Consider the following 18,156-nt stretch of genomic DNA (forward strand, 5'->3'; position numbering starts at 1 on the left):
TGAAGCATGCAAACCAACGAACACGAACACGTGATTGAGGTCACCGACCTTCGGCGTGTGTACGGGGGCGGGTTCGAGGCCGTGCGCGGGATCGACTTCTCCGTGCGCCGCGGCGAGGTCTTCGCACTGCTCGGCACCAACGGCGCCGGCAAGACGTCGACGGTCGAGCTGCTGGAAGGGCTGGCCGCGCCGGCCGGCGGACGGGTGCGCGTCCTCGGGCACGACCCGTACACCGAGCGGGCCGCCGTACGCCCCCGCACCGGGGTCATGCTCCAGGAGGGCGGCTTCCCCTCCGAGCTGACGGTCGCCGAGACGGCACGGATGTGGGCGGGGTGCGTGAGCGGCGCCCGGCCGCCGGCCGAGGTGCTGGCGCTGGTCGGTCTCGAGGCCAAGGCCGGCACCCGCGTGAAGCAGCTGTCCGGGGGCCAGCGGCGCCGCCTGGACCTGGCGCTCGCGCTGCTCGGCGATCCCGAGGTGCTCTTCCTCGACGAGCCCAGCACCGGCCTGGACGCCGAAGGCCGCCGGGACACCTGGGAGTTGGTGAGCGCCCTGCGCGACGGCGGTACGACGGTGCTGCTGACCACGCACTACCTGGAGGAGGCCGAGCACCTCGCCGACCGGCTCGCGATCATGCACGAGGGCCGGATCGCCGCCACCGGCACCCCGGCCGAGGTGACCGCCGCGCAGCCGTCCCGGATCTCCTTCGAACTGCCCGACGGCTACTTCGTGGGCGACCTGCCGCCGCTCGGCGAACTGGGCGTGAGCGACCACGAGGTCGACGGCCGCACGGTGAAGCTGCGCACCCGGGAGCTCCAGCGCGCGGCCACCGGCCTGCTGGTGTGGGCCGGACGGGCCGGTGTGGAGCTGCGCCGCCTGGACGTGCGCTCGGCGTCCCTGGAGGAGGCCTTCCTCAGCATCGCCAAGGAGGTGTCCGCCGGGGCGGCCGACACCAGGACGACGACGGAGAAGGAGTACGCGGCATGAGCGCCACCAACGCACCGGCCCGCGCGAAGGGCTCCGCCGGGACGTCGGCCACCACGCCGACGAGCCGCATGGCCGCCCTCGCCCGCGCCGAACTGACCCTGCTCGGGCGGAACAAGGGCACCGTCTTCGCAGCCCTGTTCGTGCCGTTGGTGCTGCCGTTCAGCGTGCGGGCGGGGGCGAAGGAGATGGACCTCGCCGAGGCCGGACTGACCACCGGAACCCTCGTCCTGCCCGCCGCGATCGGCTTCTCCCTGCTGTTCGCCGTCTACTCGGCCCTCGTCGGCGTCTTCGTCGTCCGCCGCGAGGAACTCGTCCTCAAGCGGCTGCGCACCGGTGAACTGCGGGACGTGGAGATCCTCGGCGGGTCCGCCCTGCCGGCCGTGCTCAGCGGGCTCGTGCAGTCCCTGCTGCTCGCGGTGGGCTGCGCGGTGCTCCTCGACCTGTCCGCGCCGTCGGCACCCCACCTGGCCGTCGTCGGCCTGCTGCTCGGCCTGGTGATGTGCGCCGCGCTCGCGGCGGGCACCGCGAGCTTCACCAGGACCGGTGAGAGCGCGCAGGTCACGCCGCTGCCGTTCATGTTCGTGTCCATGCTCGGCTCCGGCATGTTCGTCCCGCTGGAGCTGCTGCCCGACCGGCTGGCCTCCATCTGCGAGCTGCTGCCGCTGACCCCCGTCATCACCCTGGTGCGCGGCGGCTGGACCGGCGACCTCTCGGCGTACGACGCACTGGGCGCCGTGCTGACGGCGGTGGCCTGGACCGTGCTCGCGGTGTTTGCTGTACGGCGGTGGTTCCGCTGGGAGCCACGGCACTGACGTACAAGGCCGTACGAGGACGTACGGGGACGTACGGGGACGTACGAGGACGTACGAGGCGAGTGGGAGCGGCGGACGGATGCGCAGGCCGGGCGGATGGTGGCGGCTCAAGAGCACGCCGGAGAAGGTGGAGACGTACACGCGGTGGTCGTTCCACTTCTTCGGGGGCATCGAGGTGTTCGCGCTCGGGGTGAGCGCCTACGGCCGGACCGGCGTCGGACTCGCCTCCGCGCTGTGCCTGCTGGTCACCGTGCACGCCGCCGTCTGCATGCTGGTCTCGTCCCGGGCGCTGGACTGGACGCTCGGCCGGCGCCCGCAGCCCGTGCGGCTGATGTGGACGCTCGTCGCCGTCACCGCCGTGGTCGCGATCACCGCGGTCGTGATCGCGGACCGCGGACCGGCCGGCGAGGTGGAGACCGCGGCGGGCTCGGTCTACGGAGGCGTCATGTGCTTCGGCGCCGGTGTCATCACGCTCGGGGTGCGTGGCCGGCGGCGTATGGTCGCCGTCGTCGGGGCCTTCGCGCTGGGTGCGGGGCTCATGACGTTCCCGCTGGAGATGCCCGCCCTCGCGTCGGTCGTGCTGGCCGGCCTGGTGATGGTGACCGGCGGGTTCCTCGCCGTCACCTCGATCTTCTCCCTCTGGCTGCTCAACGCGGTCTACGCGCTCGACGACGCCAAGGAGACCCGGGCCAGGCTCGCCGTCGCCGAGGAGCGGCTGCGGTTCGGCCGGGACATGCACGACGTGATGGGCCGGAACCTGGCGGTGATCGCGCTCAAGAGCGAGCTGGCCGTCCAGCTGTCCCGGCGCGGGAGGCCCGAGGCGGTGGAGCAGATGATCGAGGTGCAGCGCATCGCCCAGGAGTCGCAGCGCGAGGTCCGGGACGTCGTGCGCGGCTACCGGGAGGCCGCCCTGGAGGTCGAACTGGCCGGCGCCCGGGGTGTGCTCTCGGCGGCGGGGATCGTCTCGGAGATCACCGGCGAGACGGCCGGTCTGCCCTCCGAGGTGCAGTCGGCGCTCGGCTGGGTGGTGCGGGAGGCGACCACGAACGTGCTGCGGCACGGGGATGCGGAGAAGGTCGCCGTGGTGGTGCGGATGTCGGAGGGGCGGGTTGTGCTGACGGTGGAGAACGACGGGGTGACGGAGGCGACGGGGGACGGCCCCTCGGCGGACTCGGGCGGCTCGGGGCTCGCGGGGCTGCGGGAGCGGCTCTCCGCGGTCGACGGCACGCTGGAGGCGGGGCCCGCCGGCAAGGGCGTGTTCCGGCTGACGGCCGAGGTGCCGTTGCCGGCCGCCGCGACCGGTGCGGCCGCGCTGGGGGTCGCCTCGTGACGACGACCGTGCGCGTCCTGCTCGCCGACGACGAGCACCTCATCCGCGGGGCGCTGGCGGCCCTGCTGTCCCTGGAGGACGACCTGATCGTGGTCGCCGAGGCGGCCACCGGCCCGGAGGCGCTGGCGATGGCGCGCGCGCACGCCCCGGACGTCGCCGTGCTGGACCTCCAGATGCCGGGCGCCGACGGTGTGAAGGTCGCCACATCGCTGCGGGCCGAGCTGCCCGGCTGCAAGGTGCTGATCGTGACCAGTCACGGGCGGCCCGGACACCTGAAGCGGGCGCTCGCGGCGGGCGTGCGCGGGTTCGTCCCCAAGACGGTCAGCGCCCAGCGGCTCGCCGAGCTGATCCGCACGGTGCACGCCGGAAACCGTTACGTCGACCCCGAGTTGGCCGCCGACGCGATCTCCGCCGGGGACTCGCCGCTGACCGCGCGCGAGGCCGAGGTACTGGAGCACGCCGCCGACGGGGCGCCCGTCTCGGAGATCGCCGAGCGCGCCGCGCTCGCCGAGGGGACCGTACGGAACTATCTGTCGTCGGCCGCGAGCAAGCTCGGAGCGGAGAACCGGCACGCGGCGGTGCGTCTCGCACGGGAGCGGGGTTGGGTATAGTGGCTCTCGCGCCACGGCGAAGTCCCCGGACTCCCGCCCACCGCGCAGTGCGAACGTAGCTCAGTTGGTAGAGCGCAACCTTGCCAAGGTTGAGGTCGCGAGTTCGAACCTCGTCGTTCGCTCCGTGTGAGAAGCCCCCGGCTCCGGCCGGGGGCTTCTTCGTGTCCGCGCCCGCCGCACGGCTGCGGCGGGCGGGGCGGCCGCTACGACCAGCTCTGGCCGGTCAGGAGCTCATAGGCCTCCACGTACTTGGCGCGGGTGGCGTCCACGACCTGCTGCGGCAGCGGGGGCGGGGGCTGCTCGCTCCCGCGGTCCCAGCCGGACTCGGCCGAGGTCAGCCAGTCCCGCACGAACTGCTTGTCGTACGACGGCTGCGCGCGGCCCGGCTGCCACTGGTCGGCCGGCCAGAAGCGGGAGGAGTCCGGGGTGAGGACCTCGTCGGCGAGGATCAGGTCGTCGTCGCTGAAGCCGAACTCGAACTTGGTGTCCGCGAGGACGATGCCGCGCTCACGGGCGATGTCCCGGGCACGGGAGTAGACGGCGAGGGTGGCCTGGCGCAGGCGGGCCGCGGTGTCCGGGCCGACCTGGCGGGCGACCTCCTCGTAGGAGACGTTCTCGTCGTGCTCGCCGACCTCGGCCTTGGTGGCCGGGGTGAAGATCGGGGCGGGCAGCTCCGAGCCGTCGACGAGGCCCTCGGGGAGGGCGAGGCCGCAGACGGTGCGGGTCTCGTCGTACTCCGCCAGGCCCGAGCCGGTGAGGTAGCCGCGGGCCACGCACTCCACGGGGACCATCCGCAGCGACCTGCAGACCAGGGCGCGGCCCTCCCAGTCGGCGGGGGCGCCGGGGGGCAGCTCCGTGCTCAGGACGTGGTTCGGGGCCAGGTCGGCGAGCTGCTCGAACCACCACAGGGAGAGCTGGGTGAGGACCCGGCCCTTGTCGGGGATCTCGGTCGGCAGCACCCAGTCGTAGGCGGAGATGCGGTCGCTGGCGACCATCACGAGGTCGCCCGCCTCATTCCGGTACAGCTCGCGCACCTTGCCGGTGTGCAGATGCACCAGACCCGGAACCTGGATCGGCTCGGGCTTTTCAACGAATCCGGACACGGTTCCTCCCCGTGGTTCTGTCCAATACCCCGATTCTCCCGTATGTCGGAGGCGCGGTGGACGGCGGGTCGGTCTCGGGCCCGGGTCTCAGTCCCGTTTGCAGATGCGGTCCAGGAGGTTGGCCGTGGCGCGCTGGACGCGCGGGTCGACGTGGCCGGGGCGGTCCAGGGCCGGGGACCAGGCGAACGTGCCGGACGCGAAGACCCAGGCGCCCGACGGGGCCCGGTACAGCGACGTCTCCTGGTGGCGCCGGACGCCGTCCACGTCGGCGTACGGGGAGTGGGCGAGCAGGACCCGCTCGTCGTGCTCGGGGAGGGCGGTGCGCGGGAAGTAGCGGTCGGCCTCGCCCGCCACCAGGTCCTCGATCTCGTCGCCCTCGTGCGCCCCGGTGGCCTCCCAGAGCCAGTGACCGGCGTTGCGGACGATCACCGGGTGCGGTTCGGGGACGCGGCCGGCGTACTGGATGCCGAGCAGCTGCTGCTCGGGGCGGTCGATCTCCCGCCACAGCGCGGGCCGGCCGGGCCCCTTGCGTTTGCGGCAGGTCAGCAGGCGGTCGGCGGCACCGGACGGGGAGGGGGCCAGCTCCACCTGCCAGTACATGGTGTTGGCGGAGAGGAAGACCAGGGACGTCCCCTGCTCGCGGGCCAGTTCCGTGGTGCGGCGCATGGCGCTGGACCAGTACTCGTCGTGGCCCGGGAAGACCAGGCCCCGGTAGCGGGTCGGGTCGACGCGGCCGGAGTGCAGGTCGCGGGCGTCGGCGTAGGCGAGGTCGTAGCCGTAGCGCTCGGCGAAGCGGATGAAGTCGTAGGCGTGGCCCACGTGGAGGGGAAGACCGGCACCGGCGTACGGGCGGTCGAAGGAGACGGTCGTCGCGGCGTCCGCCTCGCCGAGGAGCCGGCCCTCCTCGTCCCAGGCGTGGTAGAGGCTGGCGCCGGTGCGGCCGTCCTCCGGGTAGAGGTTGTACGCCTGCCAGGTGACGTCCGGCAGGAGGAGAAGCAGGTCGGCCGGGTGGCTGTCGCGGACCGTGAAGGGCACGTGGGAGCGGTAGCCGTCGGCGGTGGTGAGGACGGCCACGTACGCGCCGACGTTCCAGTACGTGGGGATCTGCAGCCGCCAGGACAGCCACCAGTGGTGGCAGGAGACCGTGCGGTCGGCGGTGAGCGGCGGGGGCTGGACGATGCCGGACAGGCGGGGGCTGGTGGTGATCTTGGCGGCGCCGTCACCGCCGTAGTGGCCGATCCGGTAGACGTCGACGCCGAACTCCTGCGGCGGGTCGACGGTGATGTGGAAGTCGATGGCCTCGCCGGGGGCGACGGCTCCCGTCGAGGTGAAGCCCTTGATCTGGCGGCGCACGTCGTCGGCGGCGCGGGGGCCGCCACCAGTGCCGGCACCGGTGCGGGTGCCGGTGCCGGTGCCGGAATACTCCTGGTCCGCGTACCAGGCGACCACCTGGCCGGTGTCGCCGAAGTACGTCTCGCCGCCGCGCAGCCAGGGGACGGGCCCCTGTCCGAAGGGGTCCGTCACGGCGTGCGCGAGTGCTCCGGACTCCCAGCGGCGGATCTGCTCGGGCCCCATGGGACAGTCCCCTCCCTAGTGCCCCCGCGGTCGTGCGTATGACGAACGCCTTTGCCATGTGCGCGATCGGTCCCAGCACATCACATTTCGCACGCGGGCTGTCACTGTTCGTCGCGAAGTGGCCGAAAGTGGAATAGGAGAGTCCGATTCCACCGAGCCCGGGGCGTGCGGGGCGCGGGCGGTGGCCGTGGAGTCGTAAGGCCCGGGGGCCGTGAGGCCGGGGGCTGTGAGGCCGGGGGCCGTGAGGTCGGAGGCCGCGGGGCCGGGGGCCGTGAGGTCGGAGGCCGCGGGGCCGGAGGCGGCCGTGAGGCCGTGAGGCCGGGGCGCCGTGAGGCCGGGGCGCCGTGAGGCCGGAGGCCGTGGAGCCGGAGGCCGTGAGGCCGTGGAGCCGGAGGCCGTGAGGCCGGGGCGCCGTGGAGCCGGAGACCGTGAGGCCGGAGACCGTCAGGCCGGGACGCCGTGGAGCCGGAGACCGTGAGGCCGGAGACCGTCAGGCCGGGACGCCGTGGAGCCGGAGACCGTGAGGCCGGAGACCGTCAGGCCGGGACGCCGTGGAGCCGGAGACCGTGAGGCCGGGGCGCCGTGGAGCCGGAGACCGTGGAGCCGGGGCGCCGTGGAGCCGGAGACCGTGGAGCCGGGGGCCGGGGGGCCGTCCAGGGGTCAGACCAGACGCACCGGCTTCTCCGGGCGTATCCCGAGGTCGGTCATCCAGGCGCGCAGCGGGCCCGGGTCGCCCGTCTCGACGAGGCTGAGCACGCTGGGCGCCAGGTCCGCGGTGCGGGCGCCGTCGAACAGCAGCGACGGTCCGTCGAGCCAGTCGAGGCCGGGGGCCGCGCCGGCGGTGTCCATCGCCGCGCAGCACACCATCGACGTGATGTGCGCGGTGAGGATCTCGCGCCCGGTGCGCGGGGGCTGCAGCGGAAGGAGCGGAAGCGCGCGGTCGTCCCAGAGCGCGGCGTCGGGACCGGCTCCGGCTCCCGGCCCGGCGCTTGGCCCCGGGGGCGAGGAGTGGGCCCCGGCTCCGGCGGGCCGAGCCTGCGCCTCCTCGCGGGCCAGCTGCGCACTGAGCCCGGCGGCCAGGGCGGCACCCCGGGCCGTGGTGCCGGCGAGGTCGTCCTCGTCGTCGGCGGGGGTGTCGGGGTCGCCGTATGTCGGGTGCCTGTCGTGGTCGCCGTACGTCGGATGCGGGGCGCCGTGGTCGCCGTACTGGGCAGGCGTGTCGGCGGTGTCCGGGGCGCCCGGCCAGGCGGCGGTGCCGTTTCCGGCCTCCGTGCCCGCGCCGGCGTCGGCGGAAGGGGTGACGGTGATCGCCGTGTCCGGGATCGTGAGGTGGTCCAGGACGCGGGCCAGGGTCGGGCCGTCCGTGCCCGGCGCGGTGCCCCCGGCGGCGCGGCGGACGCCCAGGGTGTCGAGCACCCGGTGCAGGCGGGCCGCGTCCGTGCGCCAGGTCCGGTCGACGACCTCCTCGGGATACTCGTCCCACCCGACCGGCGACCAGTCCTGACCGGTCTCGGCCGGCCCTCCGTGAAAGAGGCGCGCGGCGAGGAGCGAGACCGCCTCGTCCATCGTCCCGGGCTCCTCCAGCAGGTCACAGGCAGGCCGCTCACCCAGGCGGGAGGCGAAGCCCTCGGCCAGGCGGTCGCGGCGGGACAGCTCCGTAAGGGCGGCGACGACGCCCACGTCCAGCCGGGAGGGCCAGCGACCCATCCGCCAGGCGGGCAGCGCCACCCGGGTCAGCAGCCGGTCCCAGCCCGCGTAGGCGAGCCCCACCTGCTCCTGCGCGACGATCCGCAGGCCGTAGTCCACAGCCTGTGCACGCTCGGCGGCCGCGGCCGCGACCCCGCGCTCCATCTCGGTCGCGTGACCCCGGCAACTGCGCAGCAGGAACCGGGACACCCAGCCGAGGCCCGCGCACGCCACGCGGGACAGCGGGTCGCGCCGGTCCGCCGAGGCCACCGCCACGGCGGCGTCCAGGCCCCGTATGAAGCGCCGGGCCGCGGCTATGTCTGGGTGCGCCGAGGGCCCCGTACCGGCGACGACCGGGGCGAGGACGGCACGCAGCTCGCCCACCCGCATCCACCACAGGAAGGGTGAGCCGATGACCAGGACGGGCGCCGCGGCGGCACTCCGGCGGCGGGCGGGCTCGCCCGGGCCGGACAGGTCGTCGTCATGCTTGTCCACGGGCGGCGGGCCGTGAAGGGGATGGGTGCGGTCCTCCAGCCAGCTGTCGCAGTCCGGGGTGAGCGCTATCGCCGAGGGGGCGGGGACGTCGAGCCGGTCGGCCAGGTCACGCACCAGGCGGTAGAGGTCGGGCGCCGACTCCTCGGCGACCGTGACCGTGGGGGTCATGGCGGGCCTGGAGCGGGCCACGACCAGGGCGACTCCGGCGGCGGCCAGCAGGACGACCAGCGCGAGGACGGACACGACCCAGCGAAGGACGTCCCAGCCTCCGCCCGTGAGACGCCCGGTGGATCCGCCGACGAGGAGGATCACGGCCGCGGCAGCGGGCAGCAGGGCCACGGCCAGCGCGCGGCTGCGGACCCGCAGCACCGCCAGCGCCCGGGTACGCGCGGCCAGTGCGCCCATCTCCACACCACCGATACCGGTCACGGCCGGACCTCACCCCCTCATCGCTGTCCTGTCTGTCCTGGACCGTCCTGCTGCACTGCTGCTCTTCCGCTCTTGCTCACTCCACCCACTGTGGCACCCGGCACTGACATCGCAATGCCGGTGGGCCAAGTGCCGGAACGCTTGCGCGGCACCATAGTTGGGGGCCTCGCGCCCGTCAGCCGTATGGCCCATCGGTCACCCGATGGAATGGCTTTGGGGAAAGGTGGAGACGGACAGCAAAGGTCAGGCCCCGGTTCCTGAGAGGGAGCCGGGGCCTGTCGGGTTCGGTGCGGAACGGGTGTTCCAAGCCGCCTGGGGTTACGCCCCCGCCGCCTTCGCCGCGATGTCGGTGCGGTGCTGCGAGCCGTCGAGGCCGATGCGGGCGACGGCCCGGTAGGCACGGTCGCGGGCCTCGGTGAGGTCGGCGCCGGTGGCCGTGACGGACAGGACGCGGCCGCCGGCGCTGACGACGGCGTCGCCCTCGGCGCGGGTGCCGGCGTGCAGGACGTAGGCGTGCGGGGCGTCCTGGGCGGCCACCTCGTCGAGGCCGGTGATCGGGTCGCCGGTGCGGGGGGTGCCGGGGTAGTTGTGGGAGGCGACGACCACGGTGACGGCCGCCTCGTCGCTCCAGCGCAGGGGCTCGAGGTCGGCGAGGTTGCCGGTGGCGGCGGCCATCAGCAGACCGGCGAGCGGGGTCTTCAGGCGGGCCAGCACGACCTGGGTCTCGGGGTCGCCGAAACGGGCGTTGAACTCGATCACGCGCACACCGCGCGAGGTGATCGCGAGACCGGCGTAGAGGAGCCCGGAGAACGGGGTGCCGCGCCGGCGCATCTCGTCGACGGTCGGCTGGAGCACGCTCTGCACGACCTCGTCGACCAGCTTCGGGTCGGCCCAGGGCAGCGGCGAGTAGGCGCCCATGCCGCCGGTGTTCGGGCCCTCGTCGCCGTCGAGGGCGCGCTTGAAGTCCTGGGCGGGCTGGAGCGGGCGTACGTTCTCGCCGTCGGTGACGGCGAAGAGGGAGACCTCGGGGCCGTCCAGGTACTCCTCGATGACGACGCGGTCGCAGGCGTTCGCGTGTGCGCGGGCCGCCTCGACGTCGTCGGTGACGACGACGCCCTTACCCGCGGCCAGTCCGTCGTCCTTGACGACGTAGGGCGCGCCGAAGGCCGCGAGGGCCGCGTCGACCTCGTCGGGGTTCACGCAGACGTAGGAGCGGGCCGTGGGCACGCCGGCGCCCGCCATCACGTCCTTGGCGAAGGCTTTGGAGCCCTCCAGCCGGGCGGCCCGGCCCGAGGGGCCGAAGACCGGGATGCCCGCCTCGCGCACGGCGTCGGCGACCCCGGCGACCAGTGGCGCCTCGGGTCCTACGACGACCAGCTCGGCGCCGAGCCGGGTGGCGAGCGCGGTGACGGCCGCGCCGTCGAGGGCGTCGACCTGGTGCAGTTCGGCGACCTCGGCGATACCGGCGTTGCCGGGTGCGCAGTGCAGCGCGGTGACGTCGGGGTCGAGGGACAGGGAACGGCACAGGGCGTGTTCGCGGGCGCCGCCGCCGATGACAAGGACCTTCACGGGGTGAAGCCTAATGGGAACGGGCCGGTGCGGTTTGTGCGGGCTTCCGAAGGGCCGGGGCGCGGACGCTTGTGGCTTCCTCCAGGAGCCCCCCGGCCCTCCTCATCCTGCACGTCCTGCTCATCCTGCACGTCCTGCTCGCTCTACTCGTTGGCGATCTCCTCGACCACCGTGGCGCCCAGTTCGCGTACCAGCAGCTCCTTGCCGGAAAGCGCGGACTCGTCGAGGTCGGGGTCGTCGTCCTCGGGAATGTCGTCCTCGGGGGAGACCGGGGGCGGCTCGGGTGCCGAGGGCCGAGGCGCGGGGGCGGGGGCCGGGGCAGGAGCGGACGCCGGGGCCGACGCGGGGGCCGCAGGTGGCGCGGCGGGCGCGGATGCGGGCGCCGACGGCCGCTGTGCGGGTGCGCCCCCGCCGAAACCGCCTCCGCCGCCGCCACCACCGAAGCCGCCGCCCCCGCCGCCGTAGCCGCCCGAGGGACCGGACGGACCGGCACCGGGCGGGGGCGCCGAGCCGCCGGAGGGGTCGACGACCGCGTCGATCTTCCACTGCACGTTGAACTGCTCGGCGAGGGCTTGCCGCAGCACGTCCTCGCTGCCGCTGCTCACGAAGTTGTCCCGGGCGCCGGCGTTGACGAAGCCGAGCTGGAGGGAGGTGCCGTCGAAGCCGGTGACCTGGGCGTTCTGGCTGAGCAGGATCCAGGTGAACCGGCGGCGGTTCTTGACCGCTTCCAGGATGTTGGGCCAGAGCGAACGGGGGTCGATCCCGGGAGCGCCCGGCGGCGGAGAGACGGGTGCGGGGGCGGCCGCCGCGGGAGCCGGGGCCGAGGCCGGAGCCTCAGCGGGGCCGGGACCGGGAGCGGCCGGTGTCCGGGACTGTCCGCCGCCCGCCGGGACCGCCGTGGGCCACCCGCCGGGGCGGCGCCCCCCACCCGCGGGAGCCGCGGTCGGCCAGGCACCGGGCGCGGGCGCTGAAGCCGAAGCCGAAGCGGAAGCGGGAGCGGGAGCCGAAGCGGGGTCGGCGGCAGGTGAAGCGGCAGGTGAAGGTGCAGCGGGAGCCGCAGGACCGGCGACGGCGGAAGAAGGCGCCGCCTGCGGATGCCCGCCCCCGGCAGGAGGGCCACCCGCGTCGGACGGGGAACCGGCACCGGCGCCCGCCTCGGAGGACGAACCGCTGCCCGGGCCGCCTCCCGGCGCACCGGCGCCCTCCCCCCGTACCGCCGCACGGGCCGCGGCGGGCGCCGCGCCCCCCGCACCGGCATGCGCCTCGGGCCCGGGCACGTACCCCATGGCGGGCGTGCCCGCACCGGCCGAGAACTGCACCCCGCGCTCGATCCGGTCCAGCCGTGCCATGACGGACCGCTCGTCGCCGTACGCGGCGGGCAGCAGCACGCGCGCGCAGATCAGCTCCAGCTGGAGGCGCGGCGAGTGGGCGCCGCGCATCTCGGTGAGCCCCTCGTTGACGATGTCGGCGGCCCGGCTCAGCTCGGCGGCGCCGAAGGACCGCGCCTGGGCCTGCATCCGCTCGACGACGTCGGCGGGTGCGTCGATGAGCCCCTTCTCCGCCGCGTCGGGCACGGCGGCGAGGATCACCAGGTCACGCAGGCGCTCAAGGAGGTCGGTCACGAAACGCCGCGGGTCGTTGCCCCCCTCGATCACCCCGTCCACGACCCCGAAGGCGGCGGAGCCGTCCCCCGAGACGAACGCCTCGACGACGGAGTCGAGCAGCGAACCGTCCGTGTAGCCGAGCAGCGCGGTGGTCATGTCGTACGTCACACCGTCGGCACCGGCGCCCGCGAGCAGCTGGTCCATGACGGACATGGAGTCACGCACGGACCCCGCGCCGGCCCGCACCACGAGCGGGAGCACACCCTCCTCGACCGCGATGCCCTCCCTGCCGCACACCTCGGCGAGGTAGTCGCGCAGGGTGCCGGGCGGCACGAGCCGGAAGGGGTAGTGGTGGGTCCGCGACCGGATGGTCCCGATGACCTTCTCGGGCTCGGTGGTCGCGAAGATGAACTTCAGATGCTCCGGAGGCTCCTCGACGACCTTCAGCAGGGCGTTGAAACCCTGCGGGGAGACCATGTGGGCCTCGTCGATGATGTAGATCTTGTACCGGCTGGACGCGGGCCCGAAGAAGGCCTTCTCCCGCAGGTCACGGGCGTCGTCCACACCACCGTGCGAGGCGGCGTCGATCTCGATGACGTCGATCGAACCCGGCCCGTTCCTGGCGAGGTCGCGGCAGGACTGGCACTCGCCGCACGGCGTCGGCGTCGGACCCTGCTCGCAGTTCAGACAGCGCGCCAGGATCCGGGCACTGGTCGTCTTGCCGCAGCCGCGCGGACCGCTGAACAGGTACGCGTGATTGACCCGGTTGTTCCGCAGCGCCTGCTGCAGCGGGTCGGTGACATGCCCCTGCCCGATGACCTCGGCGAAGGACTCCGGGCGGTAACGGCGGTAGAGCGCGAGAGACGACACGCATACGAGGTTATAGGCGCCCACCGACAACCGGACCGCCCGCAAATGAGACGCCCCCCACGCACCCGCCAGAGCCGACCTACCCTTGCTGCCTTCCGGCCCTGGGGGAGTTCAGTCAGATAGCGCCGCGTGAGGGGCTGGGCCACACGTTACCCGATGTGGGGCCCTGGGAACGAGTTCGCAAGCACTCCCCGGCGTCATGTAATGTTCTCGGCGGAGGATTCGCCTAGAGGCCTAGGGCGCACGCTTGGAAAGCGTGTTGGGGGCAACCCCTCACGAGTTCGAATCTCGTATCCTCCGCCAGTGCCTCACCGGGCACGATGTCGAAGGGCCCCACCGTTCGCGGTGGGGCCCTTCGACATGCGTGGTTGCAGTTTTGGTTGCAGTTGCATGATCGGACAGAGGGCGAATCTCGGCGAACTGCGGTTGGGCACCACCGCCAACGGCACGGCCGTTTGATCTTGGGTCGGCAGTTGCCCACGGTCCTGGATCCAGGCTGGGAACTGCGTGCTGTCAGTGCCACCTCCTACGCTCAGCTGTACTGCCGCCTAGTGCAAGGGAGCCGTTGTGGTCACTGACTTTGCTGAGCTGCACGAACCACTTGTGGAGTGGGTCTCTGACCACACGGCAGCCGATCCGATGGGGGACGTGTCGATCACCGAGTTCGGCGCCACACACGGCCTCGACAAGCAGCAGTCGTTCCGGCTCTTGCAGTACTGCAAGAGCCGCGGGCTCCTGGACGACCGCTACTCCACCTACGGCGATCCCGCAGCCAATCTCACACCACGTGGCATCCAATGGATGGAGGAGCGCAAGCGTCGGCGGGCCGATCCCGCGGCGCGGGTCGATGCCGCGCGTAGAGGGCTGCTGGTCTGGCTGTGGCAGCGCAGACATGAAGGCACCGCCATGCCGGCCGTCGCGGACGTGCGGCAGGCCCCCCAGTCGCTCTTCGAGGGTGAACGCCTCACTGCCCGAGAGATCGATCGCGCCGCCGGCTACCTCCACTCCCGGGGACTGATCAACGGCTACGTGCTTGCGAGTGGGGACGGTCCCGCGCAGGCGGAGATCACCGCTGAAGGAGAAAACTGCGTGGAGAACTACGGGGGAGACATCGGCGCCTACGAACGCCGCAACAGCGGCGGCAACACGACGTTCAACATTGGATCGAACACAGGCAACATCGCGGCGAACAGCCGCGACTTCACTCTGAACGCCACCACCAACAACGGCGTCAACCTGGCGGACGTCGTGATGCTGGCTCGTGCCCTACGCCAGGCTGCCCCCATTCTCGACCTGCCCGAGGATGACGCCGCTGAGTTCACCCAGTTGGCCAATCGCATGGAAGAGGAAGCCGGCAGCGACAACCCGGATCCGGGACGCCTCCAGCGGTGGGGTTCCTCCGTCGCGGCGATCCTGAACTCGCCTGTCGTGAGCGGCGCGCTCGGCAGCGTGCTTGCCGCTTACACGGGAGTCGTGCTTCCGGGACTGCCAGCCGGTAGTTGAGCCCCGAGGCAGTGCCTGTTGGACACCAGCCAACCGCTTCTGGGCGGCTCCACCGCGCCAGTCGAGATTGGACTCTCAACTGGCCGCCTCGGTCCCCGTCTGCGACGAAGTCACGTTGGCGGCAGAATCTTGCGGGTCGCTTCACCGATGGCCCGCGTGCGGCCACACGAAGTGGGCGTCAGCGCTCGATCCAGGACTGGGGTGACATCGAGAACGTTGGTAGCAGCAGAGGGGGAAGAGAGTCCGCCCGCACTAGCCAGAGCTGAGCGCGGGCTGTGCGAGGGCAGCGTGTCTGCAGAGCCTGAGCCGATGACCCCGCGTTCGGCGGAGTCGGTCACGGATCCATGCCTCCTACTTGGCATTGATCTCGGTGATCAGTGTTCGGCGCGTGGAACCATGCCCGTTTCGAGGTTAATCACACCCCTTTGCACATCTGTGAGCCTCATTGTCAGAGGCACCTGCGACTCTGGGGACCCTCAGTGCTTCGCAGCTATCACGGACATCGATGATTTGAATGGATAGTGTTGCGCCGAGCCCCATCGCTTAAAGGAGTGCCGCTACATGCCAGACTTGCTCGTCGCCGCGGCTATGTCAGAAGCCGTGGAGAGCGTCTCTCTGGCACGTCCTCTCGGCTCGCGTGGTTCCCGCAGCGAGGTGGTGGAAAGCGGTCCCGGCGAACTGACGGCCACTGCCACCGCTGTACTCACCGCCATCCCAGCGTGGTGGAGAGCTAAGGCGTCGGCGGCTGGCCTCGCCGATCAATGGTTGGACATCGCATACGCCGTTGAGGCCCAGTCCCCCGTGGACCTGCCGCTTGATCCGCCGCCACTGGGGGACTCATGGAGTTCACTCTCACCTGAGCAGGTGGGAGCCACCTATGTGGAGGCGCTCTCACCTGCTACGCGGTCGCGTCATGGACGCCACTACACGCCCCCTGAGCTCGCATCTCATCTATGGGAGCTAGCGCGGAAGAGCCTGGGAATGCCCCCGCGAAAGCAAGTGCTACCCGGGGTAGTGCGAGATCCGGCATGCGGAGCCGGCGCTCTGCTACTGCCCGCTCTGCGCGAGCATCTGCATGCCTCGTATGGGGCTGATCCTGCAGAAACGATCGCGGGTCTCCCGGACCTAGTCCAAGGCGTCGACACCGATCCGGCCGCCGTTTGGGTGGCCAACGTTGCGCTGGCTGCGGAGATGCTCCCCACGGTTGCTCGCATCCCGGACGAGCAGCGCAAGCCTCTACCGGCACTGGCTCACGTGGGCGATGGCCTCATCTCTCCAGAGAAGGCTGTCCGCGTTGTACTGATGAATCCGCCCTACGGGCGCGTGCGCCTGTCCTCCGTCGAGCGCAACCGCTACAAACACGTACTCTACGGACACGCGAATCTCTACGGTCTGTTCATGGCAACTGCCGTCGAGTCACTCGACGAGTATGGGGTCCTGGCCGCTCTGGTGCCGACGAGCTTCACCAGCGGACGCTACTTCGCGAACCTGCGGGCCCACCTGGGACAAGAGGCCGGGATGAGCGCGGTCACGTTCGTGGAGGATCGCAGCGGCGTATTCACCTCTGTGCTGCAGGAGACGTGCCTCGCCGTCTTCGAGCGACGCAGACGTCAGAAGACCCGAATCACCAGCCTGGGTAGCGCCGAAACCACCATCGCCTCCGTGAAGATGCAGAGGACAAGCGAGCCTTGGGTGCTAGCGCGTCGCTCCGACGATGCCCCCATCGCGGCGGCAGCTTCCGCGATGACAGCCACCCTCGCCTCGCTCGGATGGCGGGCTTCCACGGGACCACTTGTCTGGAACCGACGCAGCAAAGATCTATACCCCACGTGGGGCCCGACTCGGTCCCACGTCATCTGGGCCGCTGACATCGATGGCGGGATCTTGCATCGTGATCCGGCAAGAGACTCGATGCGCTACCTCGCGCTAACGGCTGACTCAGATCACAGGGTGATGGTGCTGGATGAGCCAGCTGTCCTAGTGCAGCGCACGACCGCGCCAGAACAGTCTCGGCGACTTATCGCTGCGCACCTCAGCCAGGGGGCGCTTGACGACCGCCATGGCCGCGTCACCGTCGAGAACCACGTCAACGTGTTGCGCCCCGTCGCCGCGGATCCTGTGCTCACTACAGAGGCAATGACACGTCTGCTCGCTACGAAGACGTTGGACCGCGTTATACGCAGCATTTCTGGATCCGTCGCGCTAAGCGCCTACGAACTGGAGTCCATTCCGTTGCCTGATCGAAACGTGGTGCGCACATGGAACGAATTGGAGGGCGCTGCGCTGGAAGCTGCCGTAGCCGCCGCTTACCGGCCCGAGGGAGTCTGACTTGAGAAATCCCATCAGCCCTGAGGAAGCCGAGCGGCGTCTTAATATCATCTTCCCGCGGGCCGCTTTTGACACTGTCTTCTCGTCTCCGTTGGCAGCAATGGCCATAACTGCCCTCATTCACATCGACGCAGTGTGCAACATCGATGACGACGTGGAATCCACACAATGGGCCCGCCCCACTACCGTGCTGTGGATGTCCGAGGCGGCCCTAGAACACAGCTCTGATGCTGAGCGCATAGCCTGGCGAGAAGCGGCCGCCAAGAACCACAAGCATGTGGTCGCGCTGCACGAGTCATGGGGTGTGCAGTTTCAGCCCTTGTACCGAGACAATTCGCGCGAGACACTCCGGGATGAGACCTTTCGCGAGTGGCGCGAGCACGGTGCGATGAGGCGACGCGTAGACCTCCCTACCTCCAGTAGCCGACCCTGCTGGTCGCTTCTGGACCACTTTGCGGACCTCTTCGATCCGAGCCTCTCCGACGAGGCCGTAGAGGAAGCAGCACAGCAGTGGAGGGACAAGCACCTCGATAAGGGTGCGCGCCTCAAAGCCAATCTGGCAATTAAGACAGAGACGCAAAAACATGCCGTCAGGGTGGAACTGCCGAACAGTGGTGGCGCAACACGAGACCTGACTGCAGGAATCTCATCGCTGATCATCAAGGGCGTCATTGAGACCTGGTCTCAGGCTCGCCTGATAACCCCGATCGTCCTCGCAATTTCCGAGCCAGGCGACAAAGTTCATTTCGGAGACGTTCAGCTCCTACAGACCCTCGGCATCAAGATCGACGCAAAGAACGTACTCCCCGATGTACTGATGGCCGATGCTGGATCAGACCCCGTACGCTTCTGGATCATTGAGGCTGTGGCGACAGATGGTGCAGTCACCACAGCACGCCGCAAAGCACTACTCAAGTGGGCCGATCAACAAGGCATCAAAGCAGATAGGTGTTCATTTCTGACGGCCTTCTGGTCGCGTAATGATGGGGCAGCCAGAAAGCGACTAAAGGACCTCGCGTCGGGAACCTGGGCATGGTTCGCTGACGAGCCGCACCATGAACTTGCCTGGTACCAGGTGGTCCCCAGCGCAGACGAGCCATAGCTCGCACCCGCGCCGCTCTCACACGTCGGCGGTTGCGTGGCCGGCCCGTATGACGGGTCCGGTCACGCCTGAAGTCACCGATCGCTAACATCGCCGTAATTGCCGGGATTCTTCGCGCGGTCCACAGCTTGTGCACAAGCCTCGGCGAACGCGGC

General features: G+C 71.0%; 12 protein-coding genes, 2 tRNA genes and 1 other RNA gene. 9 read left to right on the top strand and 6 right to left on the bottom strand.

Going from position 1 to position 18,156, the window contains the following annotated elements; translation table 11 throughout:
• Positions 1-6 precede the first annotated feature (6 nt).
• From ABS735_RS36565 to ABS735_RS36585, 5 genes are all read left to right on the top strand, one after another.
• Positions 7-984 carry an ABC transporter ATP-binding protein gene (locus ABS735_RS36565; RefSeq protein WP_373904566.1) on the top strand — a complete coding sequence of 326 codons (978 nt, stop codon included), beginning with the start codon at positions 7-9 and terminating at the stop codon, positions 982-984.
• Positions 981-1,796 (top strand): ABC transporter permease, encoded by an 816-nt coding sequence (locus ABS735_RS36570; RefSeq protein ID WP_373904567.1) that lies wholly within the window; start codon positions 981-983, stop codon positions 1,794-1,796. The genes ABS735_RS36565 and ABS735_RS36570 overlap by 4 nt, the downstream gene beginning before the upstream one ends.
• 79 nt (positions 1,797-1,875) lie before the next feature.
• Entirely contained in the window at positions 1,876-3,126 is a 1,251-nt protein-coding gene (locus tag ABS735_RS36575; protein WP_373904568.1) for a sensor histidine kinase, read from the top strand.
• Complete coding sequence (locus tag ABS735_RS36580; RefSeq protein WP_373904569.1) at positions 3,123-3,737, top strand: response regulator; 615 nt, start codon at positions 3,123-3,125, stop codon at positions 3,735-3,737. Before ABS735_RS36575 ends, ABS735_RS36580 begins: the two co-directional genes overlap by 4 nt.
• A 49-nt stretch (positions 3,738-3,786) precedes the next feature.
• Positions 3,787-3,859: transfer RNA gene (locus ABS735_RS36585), tRNA-Gly, on the top strand.
• Positions 3,860-3,940: 81 nt separating this feature from the next.
• On the opposite strand, the gene ABS735_RS36590 is transcribed toward ABS735_RS36585, so the two are convergent.
• From ABS735_RS36590 to ffs, 6 genes are all read right to left on the bottom strand, one after another.
• Positions 3,941-4,840: a phosphoribosylaminoimidazolesuccinocarboxamide synthase gene (locus ABS735_RS36590; RefSeq protein WP_373904570.1), complete on the bottom strand. Its 900-nt coding sequence runs from the start codon at positions 4,838-4,840 to the stop codon at positions 3,941-3,943.
• 87 nt (positions 4,841-4,927) lie between these two features.
• Positions 4,928-6,415, bottom strand: a complete 1,488-nt coding sequence (locus tag ABS735_RS36595; protein ID WP_373904571.1) for a N,N-dimethylformamidase beta subunit family domain-containing protein — start codon at positions 6,413-6,415, stop codon at positions 4,928-4,930.
• A 660-nt stretch (positions 6,416-7,075) separates the two neighbouring features.
• Entirely contained in the window at positions 7,076-9,025 is a 1,950-nt protein-coding gene (locus tag ABS735_RS36600; protein WP_373904572.1) for a hypothetical protein, read from the bottom strand.
• Positions 9,026-9,343: 318 nt separating this feature from the next.
• Positions 9,344-10,594 carry a phosphoribosylamine--glycine ligase gene (purD, locus tag ABS735_RS36605; RefSeq protein WP_373904573.1) on the bottom strand — a complete coding sequence of 417 codons (1,251 nt, stop codon included), beginning with the start codon at positions 10,592-10,594 and terminating at the stop codon, positions 9,344-9,346.
• Between the two features lie 143 nt (positions 10,595-10,737).
• Positions 10,738-13,068, bottom strand: a complete 2,331-nt coding sequence (locus tag ABS735_RS36610; RefSeq protein ID WP_373904574.1) for a DNA polymerase III subunit gamma and tau — start codon at positions 13,066-13,068, stop codon at positions 10,738-10,740.
• 46 nt (positions 13,069-13,114) lie between these two features.
• Positions 13,115-13,209: signal recognition particle sRNA small type (ffs, locus tag ABS735_RS36615), an RNA gene on the bottom strand.
• Between the two features lie 74 nt (positions 13,210-13,283).
• On the opposite strand from ffs, the gene ABS735_RS36620 reads away from it, so the two are divergent.
• The 4 genes from ABS735_RS36620 to ABS735_RS36635 all read left to right on the top strand — a co-directional run bounded on the left by ABS735_RS36620 (position 13,284) and on the right by ABS735_RS36635 (position 18,001).
• A tRNA-Ser gene (locus ABS735_RS36620) sits at positions 13,284-13,371 on the top strand.
• Between the two features lie 345 nt (positions 13,372-13,716).
• Complete coding sequence (locus tag ABS735_RS36625) at positions 13,717-14,571, top strand: hypothetical protein (protein ID WP_476755871.1); 855 nt, start codon at positions 13,717-13,719, stop codon at positions 14,569-14,571.
• Positions 14,572-15,132: 561 nt separating this feature from the next.
• Entirely contained in the window at positions 15,133-16,899 is a 1,767-nt protein-coding gene (locus ABS735_RS36630) for an Eco57I restriction-modification methylase domain-containing protein (RefSeq protein ID WP_373904576.1), read from the top strand.
• Position 16,900: 1 nt separating this feature from the next.
• A complete protein-coding gene (locus ABS735_RS36635) occupies positions 16,901-18,001 on the top strand; it encodes a BsuBI/PstI family type II restriction endonuclease (protein WP_373904577.1) in 1,101 nt (366 codons plus the stop codon).
• Positions 18,002-18,156: the final 155 nt, after the last annotated feature.

Origin of the sequence: Streptomyces sp. MMCC 100, assembly GCF_041538145.2 — a bacterium.
Classification (GTDB): domain Bacteria; phylum Actinomycetota; class Actinomycetes; order Streptomycetales; family Streptomycetaceae; genus Streptomyces.